Source organism: Proteus mirabilis ATCC 29906 (assembly GCF_000160755.1).
Taxonomy (GTDB): Bacteria; Pseudomonadota; Gammaproteobacteria; order Enterobacterales; family Enterobacteriaceae; genus Proteus; species Proteus mirabilis.
Genome location: NZ_GG668579.1, coordinates 138,982 through 165,203 on the forward strand (window position 1 = coordinate 138,982; position 26,222 = coordinate 165,203).

Here is a 26,222-nt window from a genome sequence, read left to right on the forward strand (position 1 = left end):
TGCCTTTTTTATTAACAATACATTTTTTATGTTATTAATGCGTTCTCATTCCTGCGCTGTACATTAATAATTTAAATAATGAGGCGATAATTGCAAGACTTAATACACTTAAAGACCAAATAATTATCATCCATCCGATTTGTTGATACCAACGAGCTTTATTTTTCGTTGGTTTTATTGTTAAAAAATGACTAATGATAACTTCCATTGGCATTTACCTTTCCACGAAATACATAATAACTCCAACTGGTATAGGCTAATATCACAGGAATAATTATAACCGCCCCAACTAACATAAATTTCTGACTTAAAACAGGAGCTGCCGCCTGCCAAATCGAAATAGAAGGTGGAATAATATAAGGAAAGATACTGATCCCTAATCCTGCAAAACCAATAAGTACCAATAAAAGTGATAATAGAAAAGGCTGATAATGACCATAGTTATAGGCACTACGAACAATGCCCCAAGCACAAGCCAATACGAGCAACGGAACAGGTAATAAAAAGTATAAATTAGGTAAACTAAACCAGCGTTGTGCAATATCTGCATGTGTAAGTGGTGTCCATAAGCTTACTATTGCAATCACCACCAGCAATGTAATAGCCAGATACACCGTTATAGTGCACATTTTACGATGCAGTTGATGCTCTGTTTTCATAATCAACCATGAACTGCCTAACAATGCATAAGTGACTAACAAAGCAAAACCACAGAAAATAGGGAATGGTGTTAACCAATCCAATGCCGAGCCACTGAAATGGCGCTCTGTCACATTAAAACCATTAATAACTGCACCTACTGTGATCCCTTGGCAAAAAGTAGCAAGAAAAGAGCCACCAATAAAAGCTGAATCCCAAAATAGGCGATGTTTAGGAAGTGCATTAACGCGAAATTCAAATGCCACACCACGGAAAATAAGCCCAATAAGCATCAATGTCAGTGGTATTGTTAACGCATCAATAATAACTGCATAGGCAAGAGGAAAAGCACCATAGAGCGCAGCCCCTCCTAATACTAACCATGTTTCATTGCCGTCCCAAACTGGTGCCACACTATTAATCATGGTATCTCTTTGTATTTTATCTCGGGTAAAAGGCAAAATAATGCCAATCCCCAGATCAAATCCATCTGCAATAATATACATAAGTGTGGCAAAAATAATGATCGCAAACCAAATCATCGAAAAATCAATATTCATTATTTTTCACCCTGTGTTAATTGGTCGGATTTAAGCACTACAGGGCCTTTCTTCATCAGATGCACCATATAAAAATACCCGATGCCAAATACTGAAAAATAAACCAAAATAAAGGCCAATAAGCTCAAACTCATTTGAATATCACCATGAGCAGAAACGGCATCTTTGGTACGTTGTAGACCATAAACAACCCAAGGCTGACGGCCAATTTCTGTGGTAAACCACCCCGCAAGGATCGCAATCAGTCCTGTAGGCCCCATTAATAAAGCAAAGCGTAAGAAAAAGGGTGAGTGATAGAGTCTTTTCTTCTTACGTAAAATAATACTCAACAAACCTAAACAAATCATCAGCATACCTAATCCTGCCATGACTCTAAATGACCAAAATATAATGCTAGAATTAGGTCTATCTTCCGGTGCAAAACTTTTTAATGCCGGAATTTGCTTATCTAAACTATGGGTAAGGATCAGGCTACCTAAATAAGGAATTTCAATCGCATATTTTGTTTTTTCTTCCGCCATATCTGGGATGCCAAATAAAATCAGCGGAGTCGCTTCTTTCGTTGCATTATCCCAATGCCCTTCTATAGCTGCGATTTTAGCCGGTTGATGTTCTAGTGTATTTAATCCATGAGCATCTCCTACAAACGCTTGTATGGGGGCAATAATTAGTACTAACCATAAGGCCATAGAAAACATTTTTCGTACAGGTGCTGTATTTTGTCCTTTTAATAATAACCATGCGGCACAAGAGGCGATAAATAAAGCACTGGCTAAAAAAGCCCCAATAGACATATGCAATAAACGGTAAGGGAAGGAAGGATTAAACACGACCTGTAGCCAATCAACAGGCACGACAACACCATTTTCAATAGCATAGCCTTGTGGTGTTTGCATCCAACTATTGGATGACAAGATCCAAAAAGTAGAAATCAATGTGCCAAGCGCTACCATACAAGTTGCAAAGAAGTGAAGTTTTCGCCCCACTTTATTCCAACCAAACAACATAATGCCAAGAAATCCCGCTTCTAAGAAAAAGGCGGTCAAGACTTCATAAGTTAGCATCGGCCCTGTGATACTACCGGCAAATTGTGAAAAACCACTCCAGTTAGTCCCGAATTGATATGCCATCACTAACCCTGATACCACCCCCATGCCAAAGTTTACGGCAAAAATTTTTATCCAAAACTGATATAAAGAAAGGTAACTTGGTTCTTTTGTTTTTAACCATAAGCCTTCTAATAGGGCTAGAAAGCTAGCTAATCCTATGGTGATAGCAGGGAATATAATATGAAATGAAACGGTAAACGCGAATTGTATTCTTGCTAGGTGAAAAGCATCTAATCCAAACATAATGCCTCTCTCGATATAAATCTATATTCTATAAATTTATTCATTATCTATTATCCTAATTATATTTTTCTCACAAAAATCTTATTTAGTTTTTATTATGAATGCTGATTAACCTCACTTTATTTTCAGAAAGTAAAAACTGAAGATAGTGAGTTTATATAGATATACTATTTAAATTCCCCTCTCTTAATTACTAAAAAAGAGAACAACAAAAAATCATTACGTAATAAATCACATAACGATACCATGGTAGCCAACAAACTGTTATTTCGTCATTTTTTCAATAAATCAAGTTTAAAAAACTTGTCCATTAGCATACTAACATTTTTAACCAAGTAATAACAGAGAGTCAAATAAATTGATTTTATCACACGATAGATATGCTCTATCATCATATAAAATAAAGTTATAAAGCGTCATTTAGCCTATTTTACTCATTGACAATATAATTACATTATTTTAACTTCTTAAGTAACAGAAGAATTGCAGATTATATAATTTTAATACCAATAACTTATTATTTATTGGTATTAACAAGTTTGAATATATCCTTTATTCCTAGTAAGAAATATATTTTAAATTATATAACCATATTGCTTTTTATATTCACCTGCCAACTATTCATCATTAAATATTATTATTAACGTTTTAGGAATGCCTATATGAGTAAGAAAAAATCACCTATTCCTGGAGTGAAACCCTATAATGGACCCGCAGGAGGATGGGGGGCATTAAAAGCAACAGCAATCGCGGTACGCACTCAAATGGATGCTTTTATTGCACCTAAAACATTGCTTAATACTAATCAGCCTGATGGTTTTGATTGCCCCGGCTGTGCATGGCCAGACAAAGAGCATCATTCTACTTTCCAATTTTGTGAAAATGGAGCTAAAGCGGTCACATGGGAAGCAACAAAAAAAAGAGTCACACCTGAATTTTTAGCACAACATACCGTAACAGAATTGCTGACAAAGTCAGACTTCGAATTAGAAGGCTACGGTCGTTTAACCCATCCTCTCGCTTATGATGCAGATACTGACACTCTTCGTCCTGTGACTTGGGAGCAAGCATTTACTCGTATTGGTGAGCTATTAAGAAATATGCCATCACCTGATAGTGTTGAATTCTACACCTCAGGTAGAGCTTCCAACGAAGCCGCGTATCTATTCCAACTGTTTGCGCGAGAATATGGCACCAATAATTTTCCTGATTGCTCAAATATGTGTCATGAACCGACTAGTGTAGGCTTACCTCAATCGATTGGCATAGGTAAAGGCACAGTTTCTTTAGATGACTTTGATAACACTCAACTCATTATTGCCATTGGACATAACCCTGGAACTAATCACCCAAGAATGATGGGAACACTGCATGAAGTAGCTCGTCGTGGTGTACCTATTGTTGTATTTAATCCATTGAAAGAACGTGCTTTAGAGCGATTTACCGACCCTCAAAGTGTTATTGAGATGGCGACTTATAGCTCAACCAATATCGCCTCATCTTATTATCAAGTCAAAGCCGGTGGTGATGCTGCGGCGTTAAAAGGCATTATGAAAACCTTAATTGAGTGGGATAATGAGCGTGGAGATATTCTCGACCACGATTTTATTGCTGAGCATACACTAGGTTTTGAAGCCGTAGTTGAAGATCTTAAACAAACTTCTTGGCAAGATATTGAAAGTGAAAGTGGCCTTTCGCAAGCAGATATTGAGAGTGTCGCACTCCTTTATGCCAATTCTCCGGCCACCATTATTACCTATGGTATGGGGATCACCCAACATAACAAAGGTACAGCGAATGTGCGTCTGATTGCTGATTTGTTATTAATAAAAGGGAATATTGGTAAACTGGGTGCTGGCATATGCCCATTACGTGGGCACTCTAATGTGCAAGGTAACCGAACTGTTGGGATCACAGAAAAACCATCTGTCGAATTTTTACAAAAAATAGAACAAACTTTTGGTTTTAAACCACCTTATAAACATGGTCACGATGCAGTTAACGCAATGCAAGCGATGGTTGATGGCAAAGCAAAAGCGTTAATTTGTTTAGGGGGTAATTTTGCCGTGGCATTACCCGACCCTCAACAATCATTTGCTGCAATGAGAAAGCTTGATTTAAGTGTACACATCGGCACTAAATTAAATCGCTCTCATTTATTAACGGCAAAAAATACCTTTATATTACCTTGCTTGGGAAGAACAGAATTAGATGTACAAGCATTAGGTCGTCAATCGATCACGGTCGAAGACTCAATGTCAATGGTGCATGCCTCTTCTGGCAAATTAACACCCGCTTCACCATTATTAAAATCAGAGCCTGTCATTGTTGCAAAAATGGCTGCTGCAACACTGACAGATAGCAAAACCCCATGGCTAAGATTTACGGAAAGTTATGATCTTATTCGCGATATGATTGAAAAAACCATTCCCGGATTTGATAATTACAACCAACGAATTCGTATCCCCGGTGGTTTCCGTATGCCACTCCCTGCCGTTGAGAGAGTTTGGAATACCCCCACAGGTAAAGCCATGTTCTCGGTATTTAAAGGTGTGAAAGAGAATAAAATGGTCATGGGTGATGATGTTCTTCGTTTAGTCACTATTCGTAGTCATGACCAATATAATACGACCATTTATGCACTTGATGATCGCTATCGTGGCATCTTTGGTAGACGCGATATACTGTTTATGAATAATGTCGATATGATAGCAAGAGGCTTAAACGAAGGTGATAAAGTCACCATTGAAACGGTCAGCGAAAATAGAAAACTACAGCTTGATAATATAACTGTTGTTTCATTTAGCATTGCTCCTGGCACAGTGGCCGCTTATTACCCAGAAGCCAATGTCCTTGTACCATTAGATTATATTGATAAAGAGAGTGGAACCCCCTCTTATAAAGCAATACCTGTCAGAATTTATGATAAAAAAACACAAGTCGCTTAATCATAATTCATACGCAAAACAAAAAACAAAGGCGAGCTATTTATTAATACTCGCCTTTTTATCTCTATCCATCTATAGACCTGTACTTTCTAAGTAAGTACGCATTTGTGCAAAGCATTTTTCAATTAATATAGAGCGCGGCTCTTCTTTGCGGATCACAATCCCCAATGGGGCATTAATGGTTGCATCAACAATAGGTACAACATCTAGATCTTGGCTGAGATTTTCCATACCTTTAGCAATAGGGACAATCGAGGCGCAAAACCCTGCATTAACTGATTGTATAAGATGTAATGTAGAACTACTTTCGACCAACACCTTGGGGTGTAAGTTATAACGCTGAAAAGCTAAATCCACGGATTGCCTAAAGTGATTCTCTTTATTTAATAAAGCCAATGGTTGTTTAACCGCTTCATGCCACGAGATAGTTCTTGTTGAAGGCATAAAGTGATTGCGATGAAATAAAAGCCCTAACTCCGTTTGTTTTAATGCATAAATTTCATGCTGTTGAGTATTCGCTTTTTCCAAATAGCAGATACCAATATCAAGACTATTACTATTAAGACGATCTATAATATTTTCACTATTCGTTGAGAGCACCTGAAAACTTATCTCAGGGAATAGTGCCGATATTTTCTGCAACATCAGCATAGGATTTAAATTGGTTAAAGGCACAATACCTATACGCAGTTGCCCAAATAGTTGCTGTCGAAAGTTAGCGGCTTCTGCTTGTAATCCATCGTAAGCAGATTGCATAGTTTTCGCCCATTTTAATATTTTCTCACCTTCTTCGGTAAATCCCTCAAAGCGAGAACTACGCTTGATAAGAACCACATCAAGCTCTTTTTCTAAATTACGTAATCGCATTGATAAGGTAGGTTGTGTAACATGGCACATCTCGGCAGCTTGACCAAAATGTTGCGTTTTATCCAAAGCGATTAAATAAAATAACTGTTTAATATCGATACGCAATAACCTCGTCATTTGCAGGTGAAGGGAATAGTTATCTGTTTTTATATTGCACTATTAACAACACTAAAGTTTGCGCTGTCTATAATTATTTTTCAATAATAAACGAAGAGAAAAGAAATAGTCGCCTTATCGATTAGCCATAAAATAAAAAAAACTCACCCTAATATTGCAACTAAGGTGAGTTTATTTTTACTAAAATATTAGTGTATTAATTAAAGATAAGCTTATTCTTTGATTTGAAAAACTGATACTTTATCGGTCAGATTTTGTGCTTTTTCATCTAACATCATGGTTGAGGTGGCTCCTTGTTCTACTAAAGCCGCATTTTGCTGAACCACAGAATCCATTTGATTTATCGCGACGGCTATTTGTTCAATTCCCACTTTTTGCTCTTCCGATGCAATGCTAATTCCCTGCATGATATCGCTTACTTTGGTAATTGAGGTGACAATTTCTTGTATATGCTCACCGGTTTTATTAACCAGTTCACGACCATGTGCGACATCCGCCACAGAAGCTCGAATAATCTGATTAATTTCACGAGCGGCTTCCGCACTTCTGGCTGCTAAATTGCGAACCTCTGTTGCAACAACTGTAAAACCCCGCCCTTGCTCCCCTGCACGAGCGGCTTCCACTGCCGCATTCAACGCAAGAATATTGGTTTGACTGGCAATATTGTTTACCACGTCATTGATTTCAGCGACTTTTAACGTACCGACTTCAATTTTTTTCATCGAAGTAATGGCATCATTCATAATGCTAGCGCCATCGATAGCCAAATCACGCGTTTGTGCTGTGATAGAGTTTGCTAATACGGCATTATTGGTATTATTCACTACCGCAATTTTTATCTCTTCCATGCTGGCTGCGGTTTGTTGCAATGCACTCGCTTGCTCCTCTGTACGAGAAGAGAGATCTTGATTACCCGCTGCGATTTCTGCTGAACCGCTTTTGATCACTAATGCTTCTTCTTTCACCAAACCAATAGTCGATGTCAGTGCATTTTGCATATCACCGACATGAGAAAATAGTGTACCAAACTCATCTTTTCTATTTTTGGGTAACGAGAAGTTTAAATTCCCTTCTCCCACTTTTTGCAAAATGGCAGAGAGCGTATTGAGGTTAAAGAGAAAGGTTTTATTAACCCAACGGATCACTAAATAAAGCAGTCCAATCAGTATCACTAAAGCAATACATGTAGTGTAAATAAAGAGTTGAAACATCCATTTTTGTTCGTCTTCAATTTGATCATTAACATTTTGAGTTATCACTAAGTATTCATCAAACAACTCAGCAAGTTTTGAAAAATCTTTCGATAAATCAATATTTTCATAAGCTAGCGTATCAATAGGCGTAATAATAGTATCGACGAGTTTGATAAATAGTGCCGATAATTGTTCTGAGTTTCTTTGTGCGTCAGCACTGATTTTGCTTTCCCTTTCCCAATCGTTAATTGTCTCTTTTGATTTAGCCGCTAATGTTTTAGCTTCAGAAACTAATCGAGCTTTGGTTTCTTGCATATCTAAATTTTCATGACCAATATTGACTAAAAAGTTAACATGAGAGCGTATGGTTGCTAGTTCATATCTTGCCTCTTGCACATTATTTAATCTCGTAGTTAACGAGTTTAATGAAGCAAAATTATCCTGCATTTGATAAATAAAAAACGATGATAAAGCTGATGTCACTAAGAAAATAGCTAATAGTATAATAGAGCCTACTTTCGCTGTTCTTTCAATACTCATGAAATAATCCACCCCGGTAATTAAATAACATAAATGTATTCATATATCGGCAGTGGATAGATTTTATTTACTCATTAATCAGAATTATCGACACAAATGTTTTACACACACCACCCTCAGTGATAAAAGATGATGTTTTATACTATTATGGTAGTTTATTCTTGTTCATTGATTAACTCTTGTTTCTGCTCTGGCTCTTTTTCAAGATCGTCAATATTAAAGACTGCGACATTATCCATCAGCACTTGTGCTTTATCGTTTAACATCATGGTAGAAGAGGCGGCGAGATCGACCAAAGAGGCATTTTGTTGTACTACCGTATCCATTTGATTAATTGCTACTGCAATTTGTTCGACACCAAGACGTTGCTCTTCCGACGCTAAACTAATCCCTTGCATGATCTTGTTTACTTTTGAAATGGAAGAGACAATCTCTTGCATGCACTCACCGCTTTTATTCACTAAATTTGTACCATAGGTAACATCATTGATAGATGCTTTAAGAACTTGGCTAATCTCTTTTGCTGCTTCAGCACTTTTTGCGGCTAAGTTCCGTACCTCAGCGGCCACAACGGTGAACCCACGCCCTTGTTCGCCTGCTCTTGCTGCTTCTACGGCGGCATTTAAGGCCAAAATATTAGTTTGATTGGCTAATTTATTAATAACATCATTAATTTCCCCAACTTTCACTGCACCTTGTTCTATTTTCTTCATCGATAACACGGCTTCTTTCATGACATTAGCGCCATCCATAACAATGTCAGTAGATTGATTAATAATATTATTTGCTTCAATTGTGTTATCGGTATTGTTAGCAACGGCTATTTTGATCTGCTCCATACTGGCAGCGGTTTGTTGTAAAGCACTGGATTGTTCTTCTGTACGAGATGAAAGCTCTTGATTACCAGAAGCAATTTTAAATGCGCCCCCTTTTATATCCATAGCCTCTTTTTTGACAGAAAAGATTGTCGAGGTTAATGCTTTTTGCATATCACTGACACGAGAAAAAAGTTTACCAAACTCATCATTTTTTACTTGTGGTACAGAAAAAACCAAGTCAGCATTACCTACTTTATTTAATATCTCAGACAATGTATTAAGATTAGAGACAAAGGTTTTATTGATCCAATGAAGCACAAAGTACAAAACAATTAATAAAATAATTAATGAGATAATTGTTGAGTAGATAGAAAACTCAACCATTGAATCTTGTTTATGAGTAAGGTAGAGACTATTTTTATTTCTAGTCTGAATATATTTTTCAAATAATTGATCAAGATGTTCAAAATCTTGATCAAATTGATTAGCTTTTATCTTTATTGTCGCTAATTTATTAGGATCTAAAACTAATTTATCTATCAGATTATAAAATAACGTCGAAATATCATCAGCATTTTTTTGTGCTGCAACAGTCATTTTCTTCTCTTTCACCCATGTTTCCATGGTGTTTTTAGCCATGATAGCTAGCTTTTTATTTTGCTGAATAATTTTGTTACGATCTGCGACACGACTATCTTTGTCTTGTAATAGATAATTGACATTAGAACGCATAATAGCCAGTTGATAACGAGCCATCAACACATCGTCATAACGTGCAGATAAGACATCAACTTGAGTAAAATTGTTTTGCATTTTATAAATAAAAAATGAAGATAAGGCAGACGATAGAATAAAAATCAATAACAGTAAAGAAGAGCCTAATTTTACGGTTCGTTTAATACTCATGATAAAAATACCTATATGCGCATATCGATAAGATTTATTTTTTATCGACACAATGATATTTTTATTTAATTATTAGAGATAATACTAGGTCATTGATTTTTATTTTAAATAAATTTTTATATCATAAACAAAATAAGTTATTTTTAATAACTGCTATAATTATTGGTATATTATAAAATAAAACAAACCAATTCTTTTAAAACATAATCCGCTATCAATTAGTGCATTCTTCTTTATGCTCAATATCAATTTTCATTTTATATGACTAATATCATCAACGATTAAAAATAAAAACCTTATTTTTTCAATAAGATACTGATGATACTATCTCATTTTGAGAACAATGATATAATAGGCGCTTTACCTCATAAACTCTGATGATTTACGGAGCTCAATATTTATGCAACCACAATTTGAAAACGCAAAAAACACCGTAAAAACATTATCAGTGTTTGATTTTGATGGTACTTTAACCTATCACGATAGCTTTATCCCTTTTCTAAAGTTTGCCTTTGGGCGTCGTAAATTTGCTCGTCGTATTATCAAAATGGTATTCCCCACATTACGTTGTTTTAGACGTAAACTGACTCGTGATGAATTAAAAGAAGTGCTGATTAAAACTTTTTTAACCGATATCAAAGAAGAATGGCTCAAAGAAAAAGCCGAAGCCTTTTGTAAAGCCTACTGGACTAAGTTAATGCGTCCTGCAGGTTTATTAGCCGTTGCTGAAGAGATTAACCGTCATGCTGAAGTGACCATTTGTTCAGCTTCTCCAGCTATGGTGTTGCAACCTTTTGCGGATCGACTTGGTATAAAGTTAATAGGAACAACACTTGAAGTGGTTGATGGTGTGCTGACAGGAAAAATCATTGGCAATAACTGCCGTTGTGGCGAAAAAATCAAACGATTAGAGCGTGTCTATGGCGATCTTACTCAATACCACTTAAGAGCGTGGGGCGATTCACGTGGTGATCATGAATTACTCTATGCTGCACAAGATCCACATTGGCGCTATTTCCACACAGGAAGTAATAAGTCAAAAAAATCACCTATTAAAATAACGCTTAAAAAAGACTCATAAGTGATTATATAAAAATAAAGCGGGAAACGTATTTTCCCGCTTTATCCATAAACTAACTATTTATCTAGCCATCTTGGCGCTTTTATTAGCGAAAGATTAAATATTGACGCCATGTTGTGCGGCTAGTGCGCCTAAACCACCCGCAAAACCTTGGCCTACTGCTTTAAATTTCCAATCTGAACCATGACGATAGAGTTCACCAAAGATCATCGCCGTCTCCGTAGAGGCATCTTCAGAAAGATCAAAACGTGCAATTTCAGTGTTATTGTCGTTATTATAAACGCGCATAAAACTGTTGCTCACCATACCAAAGTTTTGTTTGCGGTTTTCAGCATCGTAAATAGTGACAGCAAAAACCAGTTTTTTCACTTCAGCAGGAACTTTGGATAAAGTGATTTTGACTTGTTCATCATCACCTTCGCCTTCTCCAGTACGATTATCGCCTTGGTGTTCAACACTACCACATTGGCTCACTTTATTATTAAAGAAGATAAAACTTGCATCTGAAAGCACTTTTCCATCTTCACCGACCATGAATACTGACGCATCTAAATCAAATTCAGCGCCATCTGTCACGCGGGCATCCCATCCTAAACCAACCATAGCCACCGTCATGGTTGGTGCTTCTTTAGTTAGCGAAACATTACCACCTTTAACAAGGGAAACAGCCATATCAAAGCTCCTACTGTGTTGAATAAACTGACAATTAGGAATAACTGCCAGTAATTTGTGATTTCATAACATACGATTAAGAGGCGTTAATACCATATTGCGCACATACTGAGCCTAAGCCCCCTGCATATCCTTGGCCTACAGCACGGAATTTCCACTCACCGTTATGACGATATAACTCACCAAATAACATCGCCGTTTCCGTTGATGCATCTTCCGTTAAATCATAACGAGCAACTTCAATTTGGTTGTCATCATTAACTAAACGAATAAACGCACCAGATACCTGACCAAAGCTTTGACGACGCGCTTGCGCTTCATGGATAGTCACTACAAAGATAATTTTTTCGACATCACTGGGGATGGTATCTAGTTTGATTTTTAGTGCTTCATCATCACCATCACCTTCACCTGTTCGGTTATCACCAGTGTGAACAACAGAGCCGTCGGCAGATCTTAAGTTGTTATAAAAAATGAAATCGGCATCGCTACGTACTTTTCCATTAGCGGCTAACAGAAATGCAGATGCATCTAAGTCAAAATCTTGACCATCTGTAGAACGGGCATCCCAACCAAGTCCGACTAGGACGTTTTTCATCGTTGGGGCTGCTTTGCTTAAAGAAACATTACCACCTTTAGAAAGAGAAACGCTCATCTTCAACCTCTTCAATTTATGTTGCGATATTCTAATTTCCCAAGAATATCGGTTATCATTATTTACCTTATTTATTCTTTTTTTCTGGGAATACAAAACTTGCCAGAATACCCAGAGCAAGAACACCAAGCACTACGAATAGGCTGGTTGTCGCGGAAATGCTATATCCATGCTGCCAAATATGATCTGTTGCATTAAGCCCCAGCTTTACAGCAATAAAGAACAGCAATGCAATAACCGCTTTTTCAAGGTGAATCAGATACTGTTTTAATGCCTCTAACACAAAGTAGAGAGTACGTAAGCCCAAAATAGCGAACATCATTGCACTATAAACAATCAGTGGCTCACGACTAACGGCAATGATTGCAGGCACCGAATCGAAAGCAAACATCACATCAGAAAGCTCTACCACCGCCACACACAACATAAGCGGTGTCGCATATAACGCAGCTTTTGTACCTCGCCCGATAGTTATGTCTTTGTTTTCCGGTTTTGCTAACTCTACATCAACCTCTTTTTGTGTTAATAAGAAGGCATGTCCAGTAATTTTTGGCCATATAGGGAAAAATCGTTTTACTAAGCGATAAGCAAGATGCTGTGAATAGTCTTCAATTTCTTCACTATCATTCCCACTTCTCAGCATCATTACGGCTGTCCAAGCAACAATCAGAGCAAAGACTATCTCAACGTAAGGCCCTAAACTTAATAAGCCGGTACCAATAGCAACAAAGATCGCACGGAATACAATGGCACCAATGATCCCCCAATACAGAATGCGGTGACGGAAACGATCAGGAACCGCAAACCAAGAGAAAATCGCCATCATGACAAATAGGTTATCGACAGACAGCACTTTCTCTAATGCATAACCCGTCACGAATAAGCTTGCAACTTCTGCACCATGGTGGACGTATAAAAAACCCGCGAATGCCATGGCAACGACTACCCAGAATATTGACCAAAAAACAGCATTCTTTAACGTTATCGGCTTATCTGCACGATGCATAAATAAATCGATAAAAATAGCGCCTATCGCAAGTACAACAAAAACAATGACAGTTTCTGTCGGAAAACCAATATGTGTGGATACCATAATTATTCCTAAACGGTTCCCTATATAAAATTAATTACAAATCAAACTCTGCGGGCTCAAAGCCTAATGCAACGGCAATAGCACGCACCGCCTCTTTTTCGTCATTGTCAAAATCACCATCACTTTTCGCAACAGCAATACCGACACGGATCGCTAATTGTGCAGCTTCTGGCTGATCTTTCATTGCCAGAATATACTTCATCGTTTCACCTTTACCGACTTCAGTATCAAATTCAAAACTGCTAATTAGCTTATTAAAGAATTCGATCACCTCGGAGGTATCAAAGACTTTAAGCTCTTCTGATGCTTTTAAAAAACCGAGCATCTTCTGCTTTTCTTCAGAACTCACACCATCGCTGGCAATAGCGATACGAGCACAAACTGCGACCGTACCTTGCATAAATTTTTTGTTTTTAAAACGACTGACTTGCTTAGTTAACTCCGCTCGCCCGGAATTAAAACCTTCTTTTAATTTATTGAAAAAACTCATTTTTATTCTCCTTATTTCGTGTATTCACTTAGATCCAGCAGTCCAGCGAAATCCCCATCCGTAGGCATTATCCATATCGCGATGGCCTTTAAAAAATTCATTGAGACGTTCAACTTTGATTGATCCGTTTTCATTAACAAGTCGTGCGATGGCACACATAGCTCGACCATTATTACCATCCGTTAAACGTGTTTCGATAGGTGGTTGCTCGGGAACATGAATAGTGACCACACCATCTGTTTTACTCCAGTTAGGAACCCCTTCATAAATAAAAGTAAAAATAAGCACTTGCTTGATATTTTTCCATTCACGTCCATTGATAAAAATCCACTCGCCACCCGCTACATCACCAGTGCGATCATCACCTTGTAACTCAACATAAGGCATGCGATTAAAATCACCGAATCCATTTCCTAAGGCTTGGATCACTGACTTATAACCATCTTGTAGTTCAACAAAGGCGCCAATATCTAAATCAATACCTTTGTTACCACCAAATAATCCACCTAATAACCCGGAACCACCGCTTTTACTTTCTCGATGCCAATCGAGGTTAATGCGGATTTTGCCGAAATCATCCTTTTTAGTTAAGCTAATTGCCGGTTTCTCTTTAGTTAGCGAAACCTTGCTTAACTTCACTGAGCTCGGTGCTGGTGCTGGTGCTGGTGCTGGTGCTGGTGCTGGTGCTGGTGCTGGTTCAGGATCAGCAATATCAACACCAAAATATTCCGCCAATGGTTTTAATCCACCGTTAAATCCTTGTGCAATAAACCGAAATTTCCAGCTTCCATTGCGACGGTATAGCTCACCTAAAATTAATGCCGCTTCAGTGCGTCCATCGATATCAACATGGCCGTTCGCAACGACATTATTGTTAGCATCAACTTGAATAGACAAATGTTGTAGATGAGTAATGGTTTGTTGCCCCTCACAAGTAGCTGTAAAAGCAATTCTATCGACATCAGGACGTAAGCGAGTTAAGTCAACCGTAAACGACGTGCTATTACCTGCTGTTGCATAAATAATAGTACGATCATCATTAGTGGTTTGACCATAAAACACCATATCAGCATCACCGTTCACTTTTCCTGAGGCATAAAGCCTAAATGCAGATACATCAACAAGTGAGCCTGAGTGAATACGCACCATTAACGTTTGATCAGGTACGGATATATTTCCGCCAGGTGTTAGGGTCATTTATCGCACCACCGTCGCCAAAATATCTGGCATCATCTCGTCAATGACAAGCCCTTTACAAGGTGAGCCAAAAGCCGTGAAATCCCATTGTCCGTGATTACGTTGTAAAGCGGCAATCACGATCCCTGTATGAGCGCCTTGTTCCGTTAATTTGTAATGAGCAAGCTCTTTATTGGTTGTTTTATCGACAACTCGACAAAACGCATTTTCAACTTCATTAAAAGTCTGCCCACGGAAACTATTGACAGTGAAAACCAAATATTCAACCAATGAAGGAAGACGATTTAAATCAACAAAAATAGTTTCATCATCACCATCACCCTCTCCTGTTAAGTTATCTCCTGAGTGAATAACGGACTGACAAGTTGATTTTAGTTTACGAAACCAAATAGTATCGATTTGTTTACCATTTACATCGAGTAATACACAACTTGCATCTAAATCTATCGAATTATTACCACCAAAGAGTCCACCGAGAAATCCCTTTTTCTTAATAGGATCCCAGCCTAAACCAAACATTAGGTGACTCAGTGCAGGGGCTTGTTTACTGAGAGAGACTGTCTGATCCTTGCGTAATGAAACCATAATTAACTCCCTTCAAAGGTAGAATGAAACAACAATATCACTTGCATATAAATACAAATTATAAATCATCATATCATGATGAAGTAGTTCGGCAAGTCTATTTTTATCAACTTACCTCAAGAGATTGTAAACATATTGAAATAAAAGAAATTTTTATAGATAAACACAATTAAAACTTAAGTTAAAAACAAAAAATACCGCATTAACCTAATTATTTTAAATTAAAGTAAAATAGATCACATTATGATTGACATGATTAAATAGAAACTTCATGATGAGAAAACAGGTTTTAGCTTAAACATTCACAGTATGTGACGTTATGTTCAACACGGCTTAGCTTATACCCAGATAAATGCACTTAAAAAACTAATTAGTACGGATAATAAAGAATAATGAATAGTTTGATTGGCTCTTCTGTTTATCGTCGCCAACTCACTTGTGGCACATTAAGCGTAACGCCAAATTGCTCATTAGAACATCTTGATGAACTTTTTGATATTGCGGAAAGACGCAACCCTAAGCGCGCTTTTTTGTTTGTCAGTAAAGTATTAGGGCGCCATATTCCTGTTTCACCTAAGAAAATGCGTGAAACTTATCAACAAATGGCCAAAAAATTTCCTCAATCACTAGAAGGCCCTATTCTTTTTATTGGTATGGCAGAAACTGCGGTCGGTTTAGGTGCGGGAATTTTTGATGAAGTAAGAGATCGCTATCCTCAAGCCCTCTACCTTACTTCAACGCGCCATCCTATTGCTGATGGTGAATTATTCTGTAAATTTAAAGAAAATCACAGCCATGCAACTGATCACCTACTTTATTTGCCTCATAACCTAGAACAACGCCAATGGATCCAGCAAGCGAAAACCATTGTGTTAATTGATGATGAAGCAACCACAGGTAATACCTTTCTTAACTTGCTGTCTGCATTACGTGAAGAAGGTAAGTTAACACAAATTAAGCAGATTATTGCTGTCACATTAACCGATTGGAGTGGTGATGCTCTGCAAAAGCGTTCACCATTACCCATAACAACCTTCTCTTTAGTGCAGGGAAAATGGCAATGGCAAGCCAATCCCGATGCACCATTACCTGTTATGCCAAATGTCAATATTACTGCCTCAGGACAGGTTGCTATCACAGGAAAACAAAGCTGGGGACGCTTAGGCATGACAACCCCTGCTAATGATCTTGGCCTATTTATTCATGTTTCTGAGGGTGAAAAAATATTGGTTTTAGGCTCTGGTGAATTTGTCTGGGAACCCTTTTTATTAGCAGAACGCTTAGAAAAACAAGGGGCTATTGTAAAATATAGCTCGACGACTCGCTCACCTATTGCCACTAATTTTGCTATCCAATCAGCGATAACTTTTACTGATAATTACGGATTAGGCATTCCTAACTTTGTCTATAACGTGGCTCATCAGCAATTTGATCGCATTCTGCTTTGTTGTGAAACCCCTGCCGAAAGTATTGATAGTCAACTTATTGAGGCTCTCTATAAAGTTGCCCCTATTGTTGAAGTAATTAGCTATGACTAACCCCGTTATTTTAGCCGATCTTGACGATACCTTATTTCAAACTCGTCGCAAAATGGTGGATGAGTTAGCGCTTGCCCCCTATAAAACTGGTGCGTTGGATAGAAGTTTAGCGCCACGTAGCTTTATGACTCAAGAGCAAGCTATGCTGGTTGATTGGATGCTAGAACATGCTGATTTAATTCCAGTCACAGCACGTGGAACGGAAGAAATGAGCCGTGTCACTATTCCTTTTCATTCATGGGCTATTACCACACACGGTGCTGTTGTCTTAACCCCAGAAAAAGTCGCAGATGAACAATGGCAACACCATATCACACAAAGCTTAACACCTTATAAGCAACCTTTACTTAGGTTACAGCAATCTATTACCCAATTAATGGCTGAACGTAATATTGATGGTTGGGCGAGAATTAACTATGAATATGATGATTTACCCATTTATTTAGTGATGAAGCATAACGATAGCGCTCGATTAGATGAGCTATATGCTATCGGTGATGAGATAGAAAAAATATTCTCAACCAAAGGTTTTTATATTCATCGTAACAGTAACAATATTGCTTGGTTACCTGAGCCAATTGAAAAAGGTAAAGCCGTCACTTATTTGCTTAATAAATTAAAAGCAGAACGTGGCGTTTTTCCTGTAATTGGTTTCGGCGATAGCCTAAGTGATCATCGCTTTATGAAATTATGCAATTGGTATGCTATCCCCCGCCAAAGCCAATTCGCGAATGCGATCAACACAAAAATTTTTGGAGAATAAACATGATGGATCATCAGCCTTTTTCAGGCTCTTATCTACTGGGTGATGTTGATTTTTTACTGCAACCCGTCAAGATTGAAATGACACCTGTTGAGTTAAAAGAAGAACTTATACAGTCTGGTAAACGTCACTATTCTGATATGTTAAGCCAAGAGCCAGAACCCACAACCTGGCATCTTGAACTGTTTGAAAAAGCACTGGCTGCTGGCGCAACACGTTTAGCTACACAAGTAATTATGCTAGCAAAATCACTTATTGCGCATTTTGGTGACACCCCTATTATTCTGACAAGTCTTGTGCGTGCGGGTGTTCCACTTGGCGTGATGTTACAACAGACCTTGCGCAAAATGGGAAAAACGTCTTATCACTATGGTATTAGCATTATTCGTGATAGAGGTATTGATAACGAAGCGCTTTCATGGATTGAGCAACGCCATGGGACAGAAGGTATTGTATTTGTTGATGGGTGGACAGGAAAAGGCGCTATCACAAATGAGTTAATTCGTTCATTGGCGGGACGTGAAGGTTTTCCTGCACAACCCCATCTTGTCGTCCTTGCTGATCCTTGTGGTTGCGCTTGGTTAAGTGCCAGTGATGAAGATTGGCTAATCCCTTTTGGGATTATGGGAGCGCCCGTTTCAGGATTAATTTCACGTTCAATTTGGACAGAGCAAGGCTTCCATGGTTTTGTCGATTGCCAACATTTAAAACAATATGAATGTAGTCGCTATCTTGTTGATACTGTGGGAAAAATAGTTGACGCCTTAATAGATAACGATATTCCACTCGCCACATTTAAACATCAACCGTCAGACTTAAAAAAACTGAGCGAAAATGTCGTTAGTTTACTTGCCAACAAATATGACATTTCAAATATCAATCGTATAAAACCCGGTATTGCTGAAGCAACTCGCGCCGTTTTACGCCGTGTACCTGAGCATATTCTGGTAAAAGAAATTGCAGATCCTGATGTTGCATTACTGATTTATCTTGCTAAACAAAAAAATATTACTGTAACCGAGGCAGGTAAAGCATTAGGACAATATCGTGCCGTTACTATCATTAAAAAGGTGCAATAATGATTGAACGATTATCCCCTTGGAATTTAGGGGCAACGCTGTATATGCCCGCAACACGAACCGATATCGCCGCAACAATTATTGATCAAAAAATTGATGGATTACGTTCATTAATTATTTGTTTAGAAGATGCCGTCAGTGATACTGATATTCCACAAGCATTACAAAATCTAGCAACATTATTAACCACATTATCAGACTATAAAAAGCATCATGATTGTACTGAATGGCCGTTGCTATTTATACGCCCCCGCCATACAGAAATGGCGCAATGGCTGGTTGAGCATGTAGATTTAACCGTGATTGACGGCTTAGTATTACCTAAATTTACCCAAGCTTCATTACCCCTTTGGTGGCGTATCATCAAACCCACCCATTTATGTATGATGCCAACATTGGAAACAGAAGAAGTGTTCGACGTTCTTCAAATGACCTCACTGGCAGACTTGCTACTAGCCCACCCTTGCCATAAGAGAATTATTGCCTTACGTATCGGTGGAAATGATTTAATGAATGTTATTTCTCTTAGACGTAATCGCCATTTAACACTCTATGATGGACCTATGGGATATGTGATAAAAATGTTGGTTGCTGTATTTGGTGCTCGTCAGTTTGCGCTTACCGCTCCTGTTTGTGAGCATATTGATGATCAACAAATTATGGATAGAGAATTAGCCCTCGATATTGCCAATGGTTTAGTGGGTAAAACCGCTATTCATCCCAAGCAGATAGACAAAATAGAACAGGCATTAATGGTATCTCAGTCTGATCATTCCGATGCGTTGCGCATCTTAAATTCAACACAAGCCGTATTTAAATCTCATGGTGCCATGTGTGAACCGGCAACACATCGCCGTTGGGCATTGAGTATTTTAACTAGAGCAAAACTGTATGGCATTATTCCCAATTCAAAAAATAGTGTTCAACGATTTAATACACCATAAGTTTAAATATTCGTTTTTATATTTACTATAAGCATTTTTTTATTTATTAATATTTTAAACTTAGTCTCTAGTTAAAGAATAATATCTTTAACTAGAACTTCTATTTATAAAACTTTAACATATTATTTAACAATATTTTTATTTCGGTTGTTATTTTATAAAATCTTTAATATTTGACATTATTTCAGATATACTTGTAGAAAAATAATACAGACACAATAAAAGCTGGGTCTAATTTCTTAACACACAATTGACAGATACGTGGTAACCAAACATGCAATTGAGCTCTCGCCAAATCAGAGTTTTTAAGCTGGCTATACTTTTAAGTACGGGGAAAAAAGTCCCCACGATTAAGATTATTTCTGCTCTTGAATGCTCGGAGCCAACGCTCACCCGTGTTTTAAAAGAAATAAGAGAATCTTATAGTGCTGAAATTAAGTACAGTAAATCATCCAGATCGTATCAAATGACTGAACGAGGTCAGCTTGATAATAAAACATTACGTCGTATGCGAGAGGCATTATCTTCGAATGAAGAACTACAACATAGTGGCACAACGAGTCGTGTTTATTTAGATAAAGATAAGAAAAAATCAGTATCACTATCTTTAAAAATGTCAGCACTACGGAAAATAGATAAACTTTCGTTTTTAAGAAGTACAACCCGAAGTCAGACGGTTGAGTTTCTTGTTGATAATTATGTAGAACATTTAATTCAAGTTGCTCTCCAAGATAAAAAATAAATAGGGTAATTATATGAAATAACTTGGTATTTAATATCGAGTTATTTCATTGATATTTTTCAATAATCCTGTACGGATAATTGTCATTCCCCCTAATGGTAAAATAATGTTTATACGTTATTTATTTTATTCATTTAATGTGATTGATTAAATCCGTTATGTTTCACATTTTCTAATCTGAATTGTATAACCACTTTTAAATCTTTAGCCGGTTTACCTGATTCGTATCGCCAATGCTTCATCGCCAGTGAAACAGAAGGAGCAAATATCGCTGCAATAGGATCATCTGATATCCTAATATTTTGTACGTTACCATTTTTATCCACATCAAACCTAACCTCTACATCGCCTTCAATATTAGCGGTTTTAGCGCCTGTAGGATAATAAGGAAATTGTCGTGATACTATTTTCGGTTTTTCGACAGAAACTACAGTAGCTTCTTTTTGCATATCCAAAGGTATCGTTTTTATTGCATGAGCAACAAACCCAATTAATAAAAGAATACCGCCAAATACCCCCAAAAGAATAAATTTTATTTTCATAATTGTTATCAGAGTAATTTTTAAGACATTAATAATTCTAATGATAATTTGCTAACTTAAAAAGAGTATAGCGATTTTAAAAAAATACTCTACATATTAAAATTCAAGATTACGAATAAAACGATAATCCGCAGACGACTTCTTAAGTCGATAGAGACTAGCAGGGCGTCCCTTCTCAGCACGTTTTTCTCCGGTATCAATTAATAAGTCGGCTTGTTCAATCCGTCGCCTAAAAGATTTTTTCTGGATCTCTTTACCTATCAATATCTCATGCACATGCTGTAATTCAGGCAAAGTAAACACTTCAGGTAACGCAAATCCCGGCACAATAGAATAAAGCGATTTTTGCTTTAATCGCTCTCTCGCTTGCGCAATCAGTTCATTATGATCAAATGCCAAATTTTTCTGTGCTACTTCATCAATAGGTAACCACATCACATGATCCACACTATCAATATGCGCTTTACATGCTTGGTGAGCAATTAACGCCGTGTAACATACAGTAACAGACCAACCTCTTACATCGCGCTGATTATTTCCCACTGAGCAGAGTTGTTCAATGTACGGCGGGATCACCCCTGTTTTCTCTTTTAATTTTCTGAGCACAGTATCTTCTAGACAGTTGTCTTGTGTTTCATCAACAAAGCCACCAGGTAATCCCCATTTTCCTTTTTCAGGATGATTAGCTCTTTCCACCAAGAGCACTTTTAACTGCCCTTCATGGTAAGTGAATAGTACTGAATCAACAGTAATAAGCGGCGATAGAAAATCACGGCGATTGTAATTTGCTAAAAAATTTTGTTCGTTCATGGTCTGCACTTTATAAAAAGATAATGAGTTTATTTTAATGTTAAACACATGAAAATCAAATTTTGTCATAAAGACACTAAATGACTTGACACCAATAGTGTCCATAAGACAATATAGTTAATGTCATAAGGACACTAACTGGAGAAGACTATGTTTAACTTAAATTATTTCAAAGCAGACTCATCAACATTTATTATTAAATCGGTCAACGGGAAAGTGCGCCAACAAGGTAAAGGCTTAAGTTTTTGGTATAATTCGGCGACAACATCTATTGCAGCACTGCCGTTAAATGCACAAGAAGCCCCTTTTATCTTTAACTTCCAAACTGCTGATTTTCAGGCACTACGTATTCAAGGACAAATTTCATTCCAAGTCACATCACCTGAAAAAGCCGCTGAAGTCCTCAACTTTAATTTAAGTAAGAATGGCAAATCTTACGCCAGTGAAGATCCCCTAAAGCTCAACGATCGCGTGGTACGTATTGCTCAAACCCTGATCCAAGCCAAGATCCAAAGCACCCCTTTACGAGAAGCACTACAACTTAGCCAATCCTTGGTTACTTTAGTGATGAAACAACTTACTGAACACCCTTCATTAGAGGCCTTAGGTATTACTATTTTAGATGTTTCTATTGCGGCCATCTCACCCTCTCCCGAAACGCTTAAAGCATTAGAAGCTGAGGCGCGGGAATCCTTACTCAAAGAGGCTGATGATGCAATTTATGCACGTCGTAAATTCTCAGTAGAGCAAGAGCGCACCATTAAAGAAGCTGAATTAGAAACAGACTTATCTATACAGCGTAAACGACAAGAAATTGAAGAAGCTCGTTTAGAAAATGAACGTACCCTATTACGTGAACAAGCCGAAATAGAAAAAGAGCGTCTTGAAGCCAAAGTCAATGCCGAAGCAAAACGTAAAGAATTAGTCGCGTTAAGTGCGGAAAATCAACGCATACAATCTGATGCTGATGCTTATGCAATTGAAGCAACTATGCGAGCTTACCGTGAGTTGCCCGTTGAAAATCTCAAAGCAATGGCTCTAGCAAAAATGGACTCACAACAATTAATGGCAATGGCATTTGAAACTTTAGCGCTTAATTCAGGAAAAATTGGTGAATTAAATATTACTCCTGATTTATTTAGCCAATTTATGAAAAAAAGAGGATAACCTATGAAAAATAATACCGATTTTCGTTTCATATTAGTGATGCGAAAAAGTCGCTTACAAGAATTAATTGAGCGTTTTAACACTTGGTCACAAGCCAAATTCTATTTAGAACATAACCATGTTGAGGTAACAGATTATCTTAATGAACATAATCTCTATCAAAAACAACTCACAGAAGCTGAGCTTATTTTAAAATCATTTGGGCGTTTTCAGCTCTTAGAAAGAGGATTATTGCCTAGTTATCAATTTTCCTCTCATGATATTGTAGTGGTAATAGGTCAAGATGGCCTCGTCGCTAATACTCTGAAATATCTTAATCAACAACCCGTTATTGCTATCAATCCAGATCCTTCAAGATGGGATGGTAAGCTCTTGCCCTTTGAAATAGGGCAATTGAAAGAGATTATAATTAATACAATAAATCACAAAATGCCTTTTAATTCGGTCACTTTTGCACAAGCAAAAACCAATGATGGTCAATCACTGTTAGCGGTTAATGACTTATTTATTGGCCCTAAAAGCCACACTTCCGCACGTTATATCTTACAATGGGGAGACTCTCAAGAAGTGCAATCCTCATCAGGCATTATTGTATCAACGGGACTTGGCTCTACAGGGTGGTTTCAATCTATTCTTGCTGGAGCCATGGCCATCACCGGAAAAGCATCACACCCTCTTTTACAAGGGTTTAGCTGGAGTGATAAAAAATTACAATTTAGTGTAAGAGAGCCATTTCCTAGTAGAACAACAGGCACCGCTTTAACTTTTGGCACGATTGAGCCGGACTCTCCATTGCAATTAGGATCTTTAATGCCCGAAAATGGTGTTATTTTCTCAGACGGCATTGAAGAGGATTATTTACATTTTAATGCTGGCTGTATTGTGCAAATCAATATCGCAGATAGACAAGGTCAACTCATCGCCCCTAAGGGGCGTCAGCCTATTTAATGATGATTATTTAGCACTGTTTCTAGCCCTGAAATCATCACATCAAGCACAAAAAGGAATGCAGCTTCACCATTATCACTATCCATAATATCAATAGCTTGTGTTAATAATGGTGGGTAGTTTATCTCTGTTTTTGGCACTTTTTCTCGCTCTTTTTGGCTCTCTTGATGTTCTTGGGTTTCAAGCACTGAACCAAGTGTAAAATGCGCGATGGAACTTAATGCATAAACAGCTTGCGTTAACGTAAAGCCAGCATCGCACAAAAATTGCAATTGTTGCTCTGATGTCTCAAATTGATTGGCTGATGGTCGTGTGCCTGCATGGATCTTTCCACCATCACGATACATTAATAGCGCCTGACGAAAACTTTTTGCGTTATTACGCAAAAAATCCTGCCAACTTTCATTCGCTAATGGCAAAACATGATGATGATGCTTTTGTAAAATAGTCTCAGCTAAAGCATCTAATAACGCACGTTTATTCTTTACATGCCAATAAAGTGTCGGTTGCTCTACCCCTAATTTTTGCGCCAACTTACGTGTTGTTAACCCTTCCATACCGACTTCATTTAATAAAATCAATGCGTTATCAATAACCTGTTCTTTATCTAATTTTGCCATTTGCGTCCTCATAATAAAATATTCTTGACAATCTATCACTGATAGAGATATTTTTCACCTCTCTATCAGTGATAGATTTTTAGGATATTTATGAATAAATCAATTATTATCATACTGCTTGTCACAGTATTAGATGCCATTGGTATTGGCCTTATCATGCCAGTACTACCAACACTATTAAACGAGTTTGTGAGCGAAAACAGACTCGCCAATCATTACGGTATATTATTAGCACTCTATGCGACGATGCAGGTGATCTTCGCACCTATTTTAGGAAAATTATCAGATAAATATGGCAGAAAACCTATTTTATTATTTTCGCTATTGGGTGCGGCATTAGATTACCTATTAATGGCTTGCTCTACCTCATTATGGATGCTCTACATTGGACGCATTATTGCGGGTATAACAGGAGCCACTGGTGCAGTATGCGCATCAGCAATGACTGATGTTACTCACCCTCATGAAAGAACACGCTATTTCGGTTTTTTGGGTGGTGCATTTGGTGTGGGTTTAATTATTGGCCCCATGTTAGGGGGATTACTGGGTGAGATCAGCGCCCATACGCCATTTATCTTTGCGGCTATTTCTCATTCGTTATTATTTATATTTTCATTACTTTGTTTCCAAGAAACTCAAACCACAAAAATATCGACTGAAATATCCGCATTAAATCAGGATACAGCACCTCACTCTGCCACTGGTTTTATTAAAAAGAGTCTCTGTTTTTGGCTTATTGCCTATTTTATTATTCAACTAATAGGGCAAATTCCGGCCACTATTTGGGTGCTATTCACACAAGTGCGTTTCGCTTGGCACACTACTGAAGTAGGTTTATCTCTTGCATTTCTTGGTGTATTACATATTTTTTTTCAAGCGGTTCTCGCAGGAAAACTGGCGCAAAAATGGGGAGAACGCAACACGGTTATCATTAGCATGTCTATTGATGCATTTGGTTGCTTATTATTAGCCTGGATAAGCCATGTTTGGGTTATGCTCCCCGCTTTAATCTGTTTAGCTGCGGGAGGAATGGGACAACCTGCTTTACAAGGATATTTATCAAAATCTGTTGATCATCATGTTCAAGGACAATTACAAGGAACGTTAGTAAGTCTAACGAATATAACTGGGATTGTCGGCCCGTTACTCTTCTCTTTTATTTATAGTTACAGCGTTGAATATTGGGATGGCTTATTGTGGTTTATTGGTGCAATGCTTTACAGTGGATTACTTGTAGCCAGTTATTTTAAACAGAAATCACCAATATTAAAAAAATTTCCCTCATAACATGCTTGTCATTAAACAGGTTGAAGATCAAGACTGGCTTCCTTGCAGACTTGATCTTCATTTATCGTG

At 37.6% G+C, this 26,222-nt stretch carries 25 protein-coding genes; 10 read left to right on the forward strand and 15 right to left on the reverse strand.

The genetic code is table 11. The features are described from left to right. Window positions 1-34 precede the first annotated feature (34 nt). From HMPREF0693_RS11590 to HMPREF0693_RS11600, 3 genes are read right to left on the reverse strand one after another with little or no spacing between them, the layout of a single operon-like run. Window positions 35-214: a DUF2474 domain-containing protein gene (locus HMPREF0693_RS11590; RefSeq protein WP_036932442.1), complete on the reverse strand. Its 180-nt coding sequence runs from the start codon at window positions 212-214 to the stop codon at window positions 35-37. Then, a complete protein-coding gene (gene cydB / locus HMPREF0693_RS11595; protein WP_004245591.1) occupies window positions 192-1,199 on the reverse strand; it encodes a cytochrome d ubiquinol oxidase subunit II in 1,008 nt (335 codons plus the stop codon). The genes HMPREF0693_RS11590 and cydB overlap by 23 nt, the downstream gene beginning before the upstream one ends. Beyond that, window positions 1,199-2,551, reverse strand: a complete 1,353-nt coding sequence (locus HMPREF0693_RS11600) for a cytochrome ubiquinol oxidase subunit I (RefSeq protein ID WP_004245592.1) — start codon at window positions 2,549-2,551, stop codon at window positions 1,199-1,201. The genes cydB and HMPREF0693_RS11600 overlap by 1 nt, the downstream gene beginning before the upstream one ends. A 662-nt stretch (window positions 2,552-3,213) precedes the next feature. On the opposite strand from HMPREF0693_RS11600, the gene HMPREF0693_RS11605 reads away from it, so the two are divergent. After that, window positions 3,214-5,499, forward strand: a complete 2,286-nt coding sequence (locus HMPREF0693_RS11605) for an FdhF/YdeP family oxidoreductase (protein WP_004245594.1) — start codon at window positions 3,214-3,216, stop codon at window positions 5,497-5,499. 72 nt (window positions 5,500-5,571) lie between these two features. Here the strand turns inward: HMPREF0693_RS11605 and HMPREF0693_RS11610 are convergent, their stop codons facing one another. The 3 genes from HMPREF0693_RS11610 to HMPREF0693_RS11620 all read right to left on the reverse strand — a co-directional run bounded on the left by HMPREF0693_RS11610 (window position 5,572) and on the right by HMPREF0693_RS11620 (window position 9,940). Next, window positions 5,572-6,471: a LysR family transcriptional regulator gene (locus tag HMPREF0693_RS11610; protein WP_020946213.1), complete on the reverse strand. Its 900-nt coding sequence runs from the start codon at window positions 6,469-6,471 to the stop codon at window positions 5,572-5,574. 224 nt (window positions 6,472-6,695) lie between these two features. Beyond that, the gene (locus tag HMPREF0693_RS11615) at window positions 6,696-8,216 is read right to left on the reverse strand and encodes a methyl-accepting chemotaxis protein (protein ID WP_004245600.1); all 1,521 of its coding nucleotides are present in this window, start codon (window positions 8,214-8,216) and stop codon (window positions 6,696-6,698) included. Window positions 8,217-8,371: 155 nt separating this feature from the next. Beyond that, a complete protein-coding gene (locus tag HMPREF0693_RS11620; RefSeq protein ID WP_004245601.1) occupies window positions 8,372-9,940 on the reverse strand; it encodes a methyl-accepting chemotaxis protein in 1,569 nt (522 codons plus the stop codon). Between the two features lie 400 nt (window positions 9,941-10,340). Between HMPREF0693_RS11620 and HMPREF0693_RS11625 the strand changes: the two genes are divergently transcribed. Next, the gene (locus HMPREF0693_RS11625; RefSeq protein ID WP_004245602.1) at window positions 10,341-11,021 is read left to right on the forward strand and encodes an HAD family hydrolase; all 681 of its coding nucleotides are present in this window, start codon (window positions 10,341-10,343) and stop codon (window positions 11,019-11,021) included. Between the two features lie 96 nt (window positions 11,022-11,117). On the opposite strand, the gene HMPREF0693_RS11630 is transcribed toward HMPREF0693_RS11625, so the two are convergent. The 6 genes from HMPREF0693_RS11630 to HMPREF0693_RS11655 all read right to left on the reverse strand — a co-directional run bounded on the left by HMPREF0693_RS11630 (window position 11,118) and on the right by HMPREF0693_RS11655 (window position 15,713). After that, window positions 11,118-11,693 carry a TerD family protein gene (locus HMPREF0693_RS11630; protein ID WP_004245603.1) on the reverse strand — a complete coding sequence of 192 codons (576 nt, stop codon included), beginning with the start codon at window positions 11,691-11,693 and terminating at the stop codon, window positions 11,118-11,120. Window positions 11,694-11,769: 76 nt separating this feature from the next. Then, window positions 11,770-12,348 (reverse strand): tellurium resistance membrane protein TerD, encoded by a 579-nt coding sequence (terD, locus tag HMPREF0693_RS11635; RefSeq protein WP_004249446.1) that lies wholly within the window; start codon window positions 12,346-12,348, stop codon window positions 11,770-11,772. 67 nt (window positions 12,349-12,415) lie between these two features. Beyond that, window positions 12,416-13,441 (reverse strand): TerC/Alx family metal homeostasis membrane protein, encoded by a 1,026-nt coding sequence (locus HMPREF0693_RS11640; protein ID WP_004245605.1) that lies wholly within the window; start codon window positions 13,439-13,441, stop codon window positions 12,416-12,418. Window positions 13,442-13,475: 34 nt separating this feature from the next. Further along, the gene (locus HMPREF0693_RS11645) at window positions 13,476-13,931 is read right to left on the reverse strand and encodes a tellurite resistance TerB family protein (protein ID WP_004245607.1); all 456 of its coding nucleotides are present in this window, start codon (window positions 13,929-13,931) and stop codon (window positions 13,476-13,478) included. Window positions 13,932-13,955: 24 nt separating this feature from the next. Continuing rightward, a complete protein-coding gene (locus HMPREF0693_RS11650; protein WP_004245608.1) occupies window positions 13,956-15,128 on the reverse strand; it encodes a TerD family protein in 1,173 nt (390 codons plus the stop codon). Then, entirely contained in the window at window positions 15,129-15,713 is a 585-nt protein-coding gene (locus HMPREF0693_RS11655; protein ID WP_004245609.1) for a TerD family protein, read from the reverse strand. 392 nt (window positions 15,714-16,105) lie between these two features. Here HMPREF0693_RS11655 and HMPREF0693_RS11660 point away from each other — a divergent pair, with 392 nt between their 5' ends. From HMPREF0693_RS11660 to HMPREF0693_RS11680, 5 genes are all read left to right on the forward strand, one after another. Next, window positions 16,106-17,251, forward strand: a complete 1,146-nt coding sequence (locus HMPREF0693_RS11660) for a phosphoribosyltransferase domain-containing protein (protein WP_004245611.1) — start codon at window positions 16,106-16,108, stop codon at window positions 17,249-17,251. Next, window positions 17,244-18,014, forward strand: coding sequence for an HAD family hydrolase (locus tag HMPREF0693_RS11665; RefSeq protein ID WP_004245612.1), 771 nt, complete (start codon window positions 17,244-17,246; stop codon window positions 18,012-18,014). Before HMPREF0693_RS11660 ends, HMPREF0693_RS11665 begins: the two co-directional genes overlap by 8 nt. Window positions 18,015-18,016: 2 nt before the next feature. Then, window positions 18,017-19,093 carry a cysteine protease StiP family protein gene (locus tag HMPREF0693_RS11670; protein ID WP_004245613.1) on the forward strand — a complete coding sequence of 359 codons (1,077 nt, stop codon included), beginning with the start codon at window positions 18,017-18,019 and terminating at the stop codon, window positions 19,091-19,093. Next, window positions 19,093-20,037, forward strand: a complete 945-nt coding sequence (locus tag HMPREF0693_RS11675; protein WP_004245614.1) for an HpcH/HpaI aldolase/citrate lyase family protein — start codon at window positions 19,093-19,095, stop codon at window positions 20,035-20,037. The genes HMPREF0693_RS11670 and HMPREF0693_RS11675 overlap by 1 nt, the downstream gene beginning before the upstream one ends. 274 nt (window positions 20,038-20,311) lie before the next feature. Then, window positions 20,312-20,779, forward strand: coding sequence for a hypothetical protein (locus tag HMPREF0693_RS11680; RefSeq protein WP_004245615.1), 468 nt, complete (start codon window positions 20,312-20,314; stop codon window positions 20,777-20,779). Window positions 20,780-20,913: 134 nt separating this feature from the next. On the opposite strand, the gene HMPREF0693_RS11685 is transcribed toward HMPREF0693_RS11680, so the two are convergent. Both HMPREF0693_RS11685 and HMPREF0693_RS11690 read right to left on the reverse strand, forming a co-directional pair. Continuing rightward, window positions 20,914-21,321, reverse strand: coding sequence for a TonB family protein (locus HMPREF0693_RS11685; protein ID WP_004245616.1), 408 nt, complete (start codon window positions 21,319-21,321; stop codon window positions 20,914-20,916). Between the two features lie 96 nt (window positions 21,322-21,417). Continuing rightward, a complete protein-coding gene (locus HMPREF0693_RS11690) occupies window positions 21,418-22,131 on the reverse strand; it encodes an NUDIX hydrolase (protein ID WP_012368340.1) in 714 nt (237 codons plus the stop codon). A gap of 150 nt (window positions 22,132-22,281) precedes the next feature. Between HMPREF0693_RS11690 and HMPREF0693_RS11695 the strand changes: the two genes are divergently transcribed. After that, complete coding sequence (locus HMPREF0693_RS11695) at window positions 22,282-23,298, forward strand: SPFH domain-containing protein (RefSeq protein WP_004245618.1); 1,017 nt, start codon at window positions 22,282-22,284, stop codon at window positions 23,296-23,298. Window positions 23,299-23,301: 3 nt separating this feature from the next. Beyond that, on the forward strand, window positions 23,302-24,246 hold the full coding sequence (locus HMPREF0693_RS11700) for a diacylglycerol kinase catalytic domain-containing protein (RefSeq protein ID WP_004245619.1): 945 nt from the start codon (window positions 23,302-23,304) through the stop codon (window positions 24,244-24,246). Here HMPREF0693_RS11700 and tetR(J) read toward each other — a convergent pair. Continuing rightward, window positions 24,243-24,866: a tetracycline resistance transcriptional repressor TetR(J) gene (gene tetR(J) / locus HMPREF0693_RS11705; protein ID WP_004249435.1), complete on the reverse strand. Its 624-nt coding sequence runs from the start codon at window positions 24,864-24,866 to the stop codon at window positions 24,243-24,245. The two genes, HMPREF0693_RS11700 and tetR(J), sit on opposite strands and share 4 nt — an antisense overlap. Window positions 24,867-24,956: 90 nt before the next feature. On the opposite strand from tetR(J), the gene tet(J) reads away from it, so the two are divergent. Beyond that, window positions 24,957-26,153, forward strand: a complete 1,197-nt coding sequence (gene tet(J), locus HMPREF0693_RS11710; protein ID WP_004245621.1) for a tetracycline efflux MFS transporter Tet(J) — start codon at window positions 24,957-24,959, stop codon at window positions 26,151-26,153. Window positions 26,154-26,222 lie beyond the last annotated feature (69 nt).

What these genes read in the sequence shown, in the direction of transcription:
- HMPREF0693_RS11645 (WP_004245607.1), bottom strand. Translation starts at nt 13,931, where the DNA reads ATGAGTTTTTTCAATAAATTAAAAGAAGGTTTTAATTCCGGGCGAGCG.
- HMPREF0693_RS11625 (WP_004245602.1), top strand. Translation starts at nt 10,341, where the DNA reads ATGCAACCACAATTTGAAAACGCAAAAAACACCGTAAAAACATTATCA.
- HMPREF0693_RS11685 (WP_004245616.1), bottom strand. Translation starts at nt 21,321, where the DNA reads ATGAAAATAAAATTTATTCTTTTGGGGGTATTTGGCGGTATTCTTTTA.
- HMPREF0693_RS11665 (WP_004245612.1), top strand. Translation starts at nt 17,244, where the DNA reads ATGACTAACCCCGTTATTTTAGCCGATCTTGACGATACCTTATTTCAA.
- HMPREF0693_RS11695 (WP_004245618.1), top strand. Translation starts at nt 22,282, where the DNA reads ATGTTTAACTTAAATTATTTCAAAGCAGACTCATCAACATTTATTATT.
- HMPREF0693_RS11700 (WP_004245619.1), top strand. Translation starts at nt 23,302, where the DNA reads ATGAAAAATAATACCGATTTTCGTTTCATATTAGTGATGCGAAAAAGT.
- HMPREF0693_RS11615 (WP_004245600.1), bottom strand. Translation starts at nt 8,216, where the DNA reads ATGAGTATTGAAAGAACAGCGAAAGTAGGCTCTATTATACTATTAGCT.
- cydB (WP_004245591.1), bottom strand. Translation starts at nt 1,199, where the DNA reads ATGAATATTGATTTTTCGATGATTTGGTTTGCGATCATTATTTTTGCC.
- HMPREF0693_RS11600 (WP_004245592.1), bottom strand. Translation starts at nt 2,551, where the DNA reads ATGTTTGGATTAGATGCTTTTCACCTAGCAAGAATACAATTCGCGTTT.
- HMPREF0693_RS11605 (WP_004245594.1), top strand. Translation starts at nt 3,214, where the DNA reads ATGAGTAAGAAAAAATCACCTATTCCTGGAGTGAAACCCTATAATGGA.
- HMPREF0693_RS11620 (WP_004245601.1), bottom strand. Translation starts at nt 9,940, where the DNA reads ATGAGTATTAAACGAACCGTAAAATTAGGCTCTTCTTTACTGTTATTG.
- terD (WP_004249446.1), bottom strand. Translation starts at nt 12,348, where the DNA reads ATGAGCGTTTCTCTTTCTAAAGGTGGTAATGTTTCTTTAAGCAAAGCA.
- HMPREF0693_RS11680 (WP_004245615.1), top strand. Translation starts at nt 20,312, where the DNA reads ATGCAATTGAGCTCTCGCCAAATCAGAGTTTTTAAGCTGGCTATACTT.
- HMPREF0693_RS11655 (WP_004245609.1), bottom strand. Translation starts at nt 15,713, where the DNA reads ATGGTTTCATTACGCAAGGATCAGACAGTCTCTCTCAGTAAACAAGCC.
- HMPREF0693_RS11675 (WP_004245614.1), top strand. Translation starts at nt 19,093, where the DNA reads ATGATTGAACGATTATCCCCTTGGAATTTAGGGGCAACGCTGTATATG.
- HMPREF0693_RS11630 (WP_004245603.1), bottom strand. Translation starts at nt 11,693, where the DNA reads ATGGCTGTTTCCCTTGTTAAAGGTGGTAATGTTTCGCTAACTAAAGAA.
- HMPREF0693_RS11690 (WP_012368340.1), bottom strand. Translation starts at nt 22,131, where the DNA reads ATGAACGAACAAAATTTTTTAGCAAATTACAATCGCCGTGATTTTCTA.
- HMPREF0693_RS11660 (WP_004245611.1), top strand. Translation starts at nt 16,106, where the DNA reads ATGAATAGTTTGATTGGCTCTTCTGTTTATCGTCGCCAACTCACTTGT.
- HMPREF0693_RS11640 (WP_004245605.1), bottom strand. Translation starts at nt 13,441, where the DNA reads ATGGTATCCACACATATTGGTTTTCCGACAGAAACTGTCATTGTTTTT.
- HMPREF0693_RS11650 (WP_004245608.1), bottom strand. Translation starts at nt 15,128, where the DNA reads ATGACCCTAACACCTGGCGGAAATATATCCGTACCTGATCAAACGTTA.
- HMPREF0693_RS11590 (WP_036932442.1), bottom strand. Translation starts at nt 214, where the DNA reads ATGCCAATGGAAGTTATCATTAGTCATTTTTTAACAATAAAACCAACG.
- HMPREF0693_RS11670 (WP_004245613.1), top strand. Translation starts at nt 18,017, where the DNA reads ATGATGGATCATCAGCCTTTTTCAGGCTCTTATCTACTGGGTGATGTT.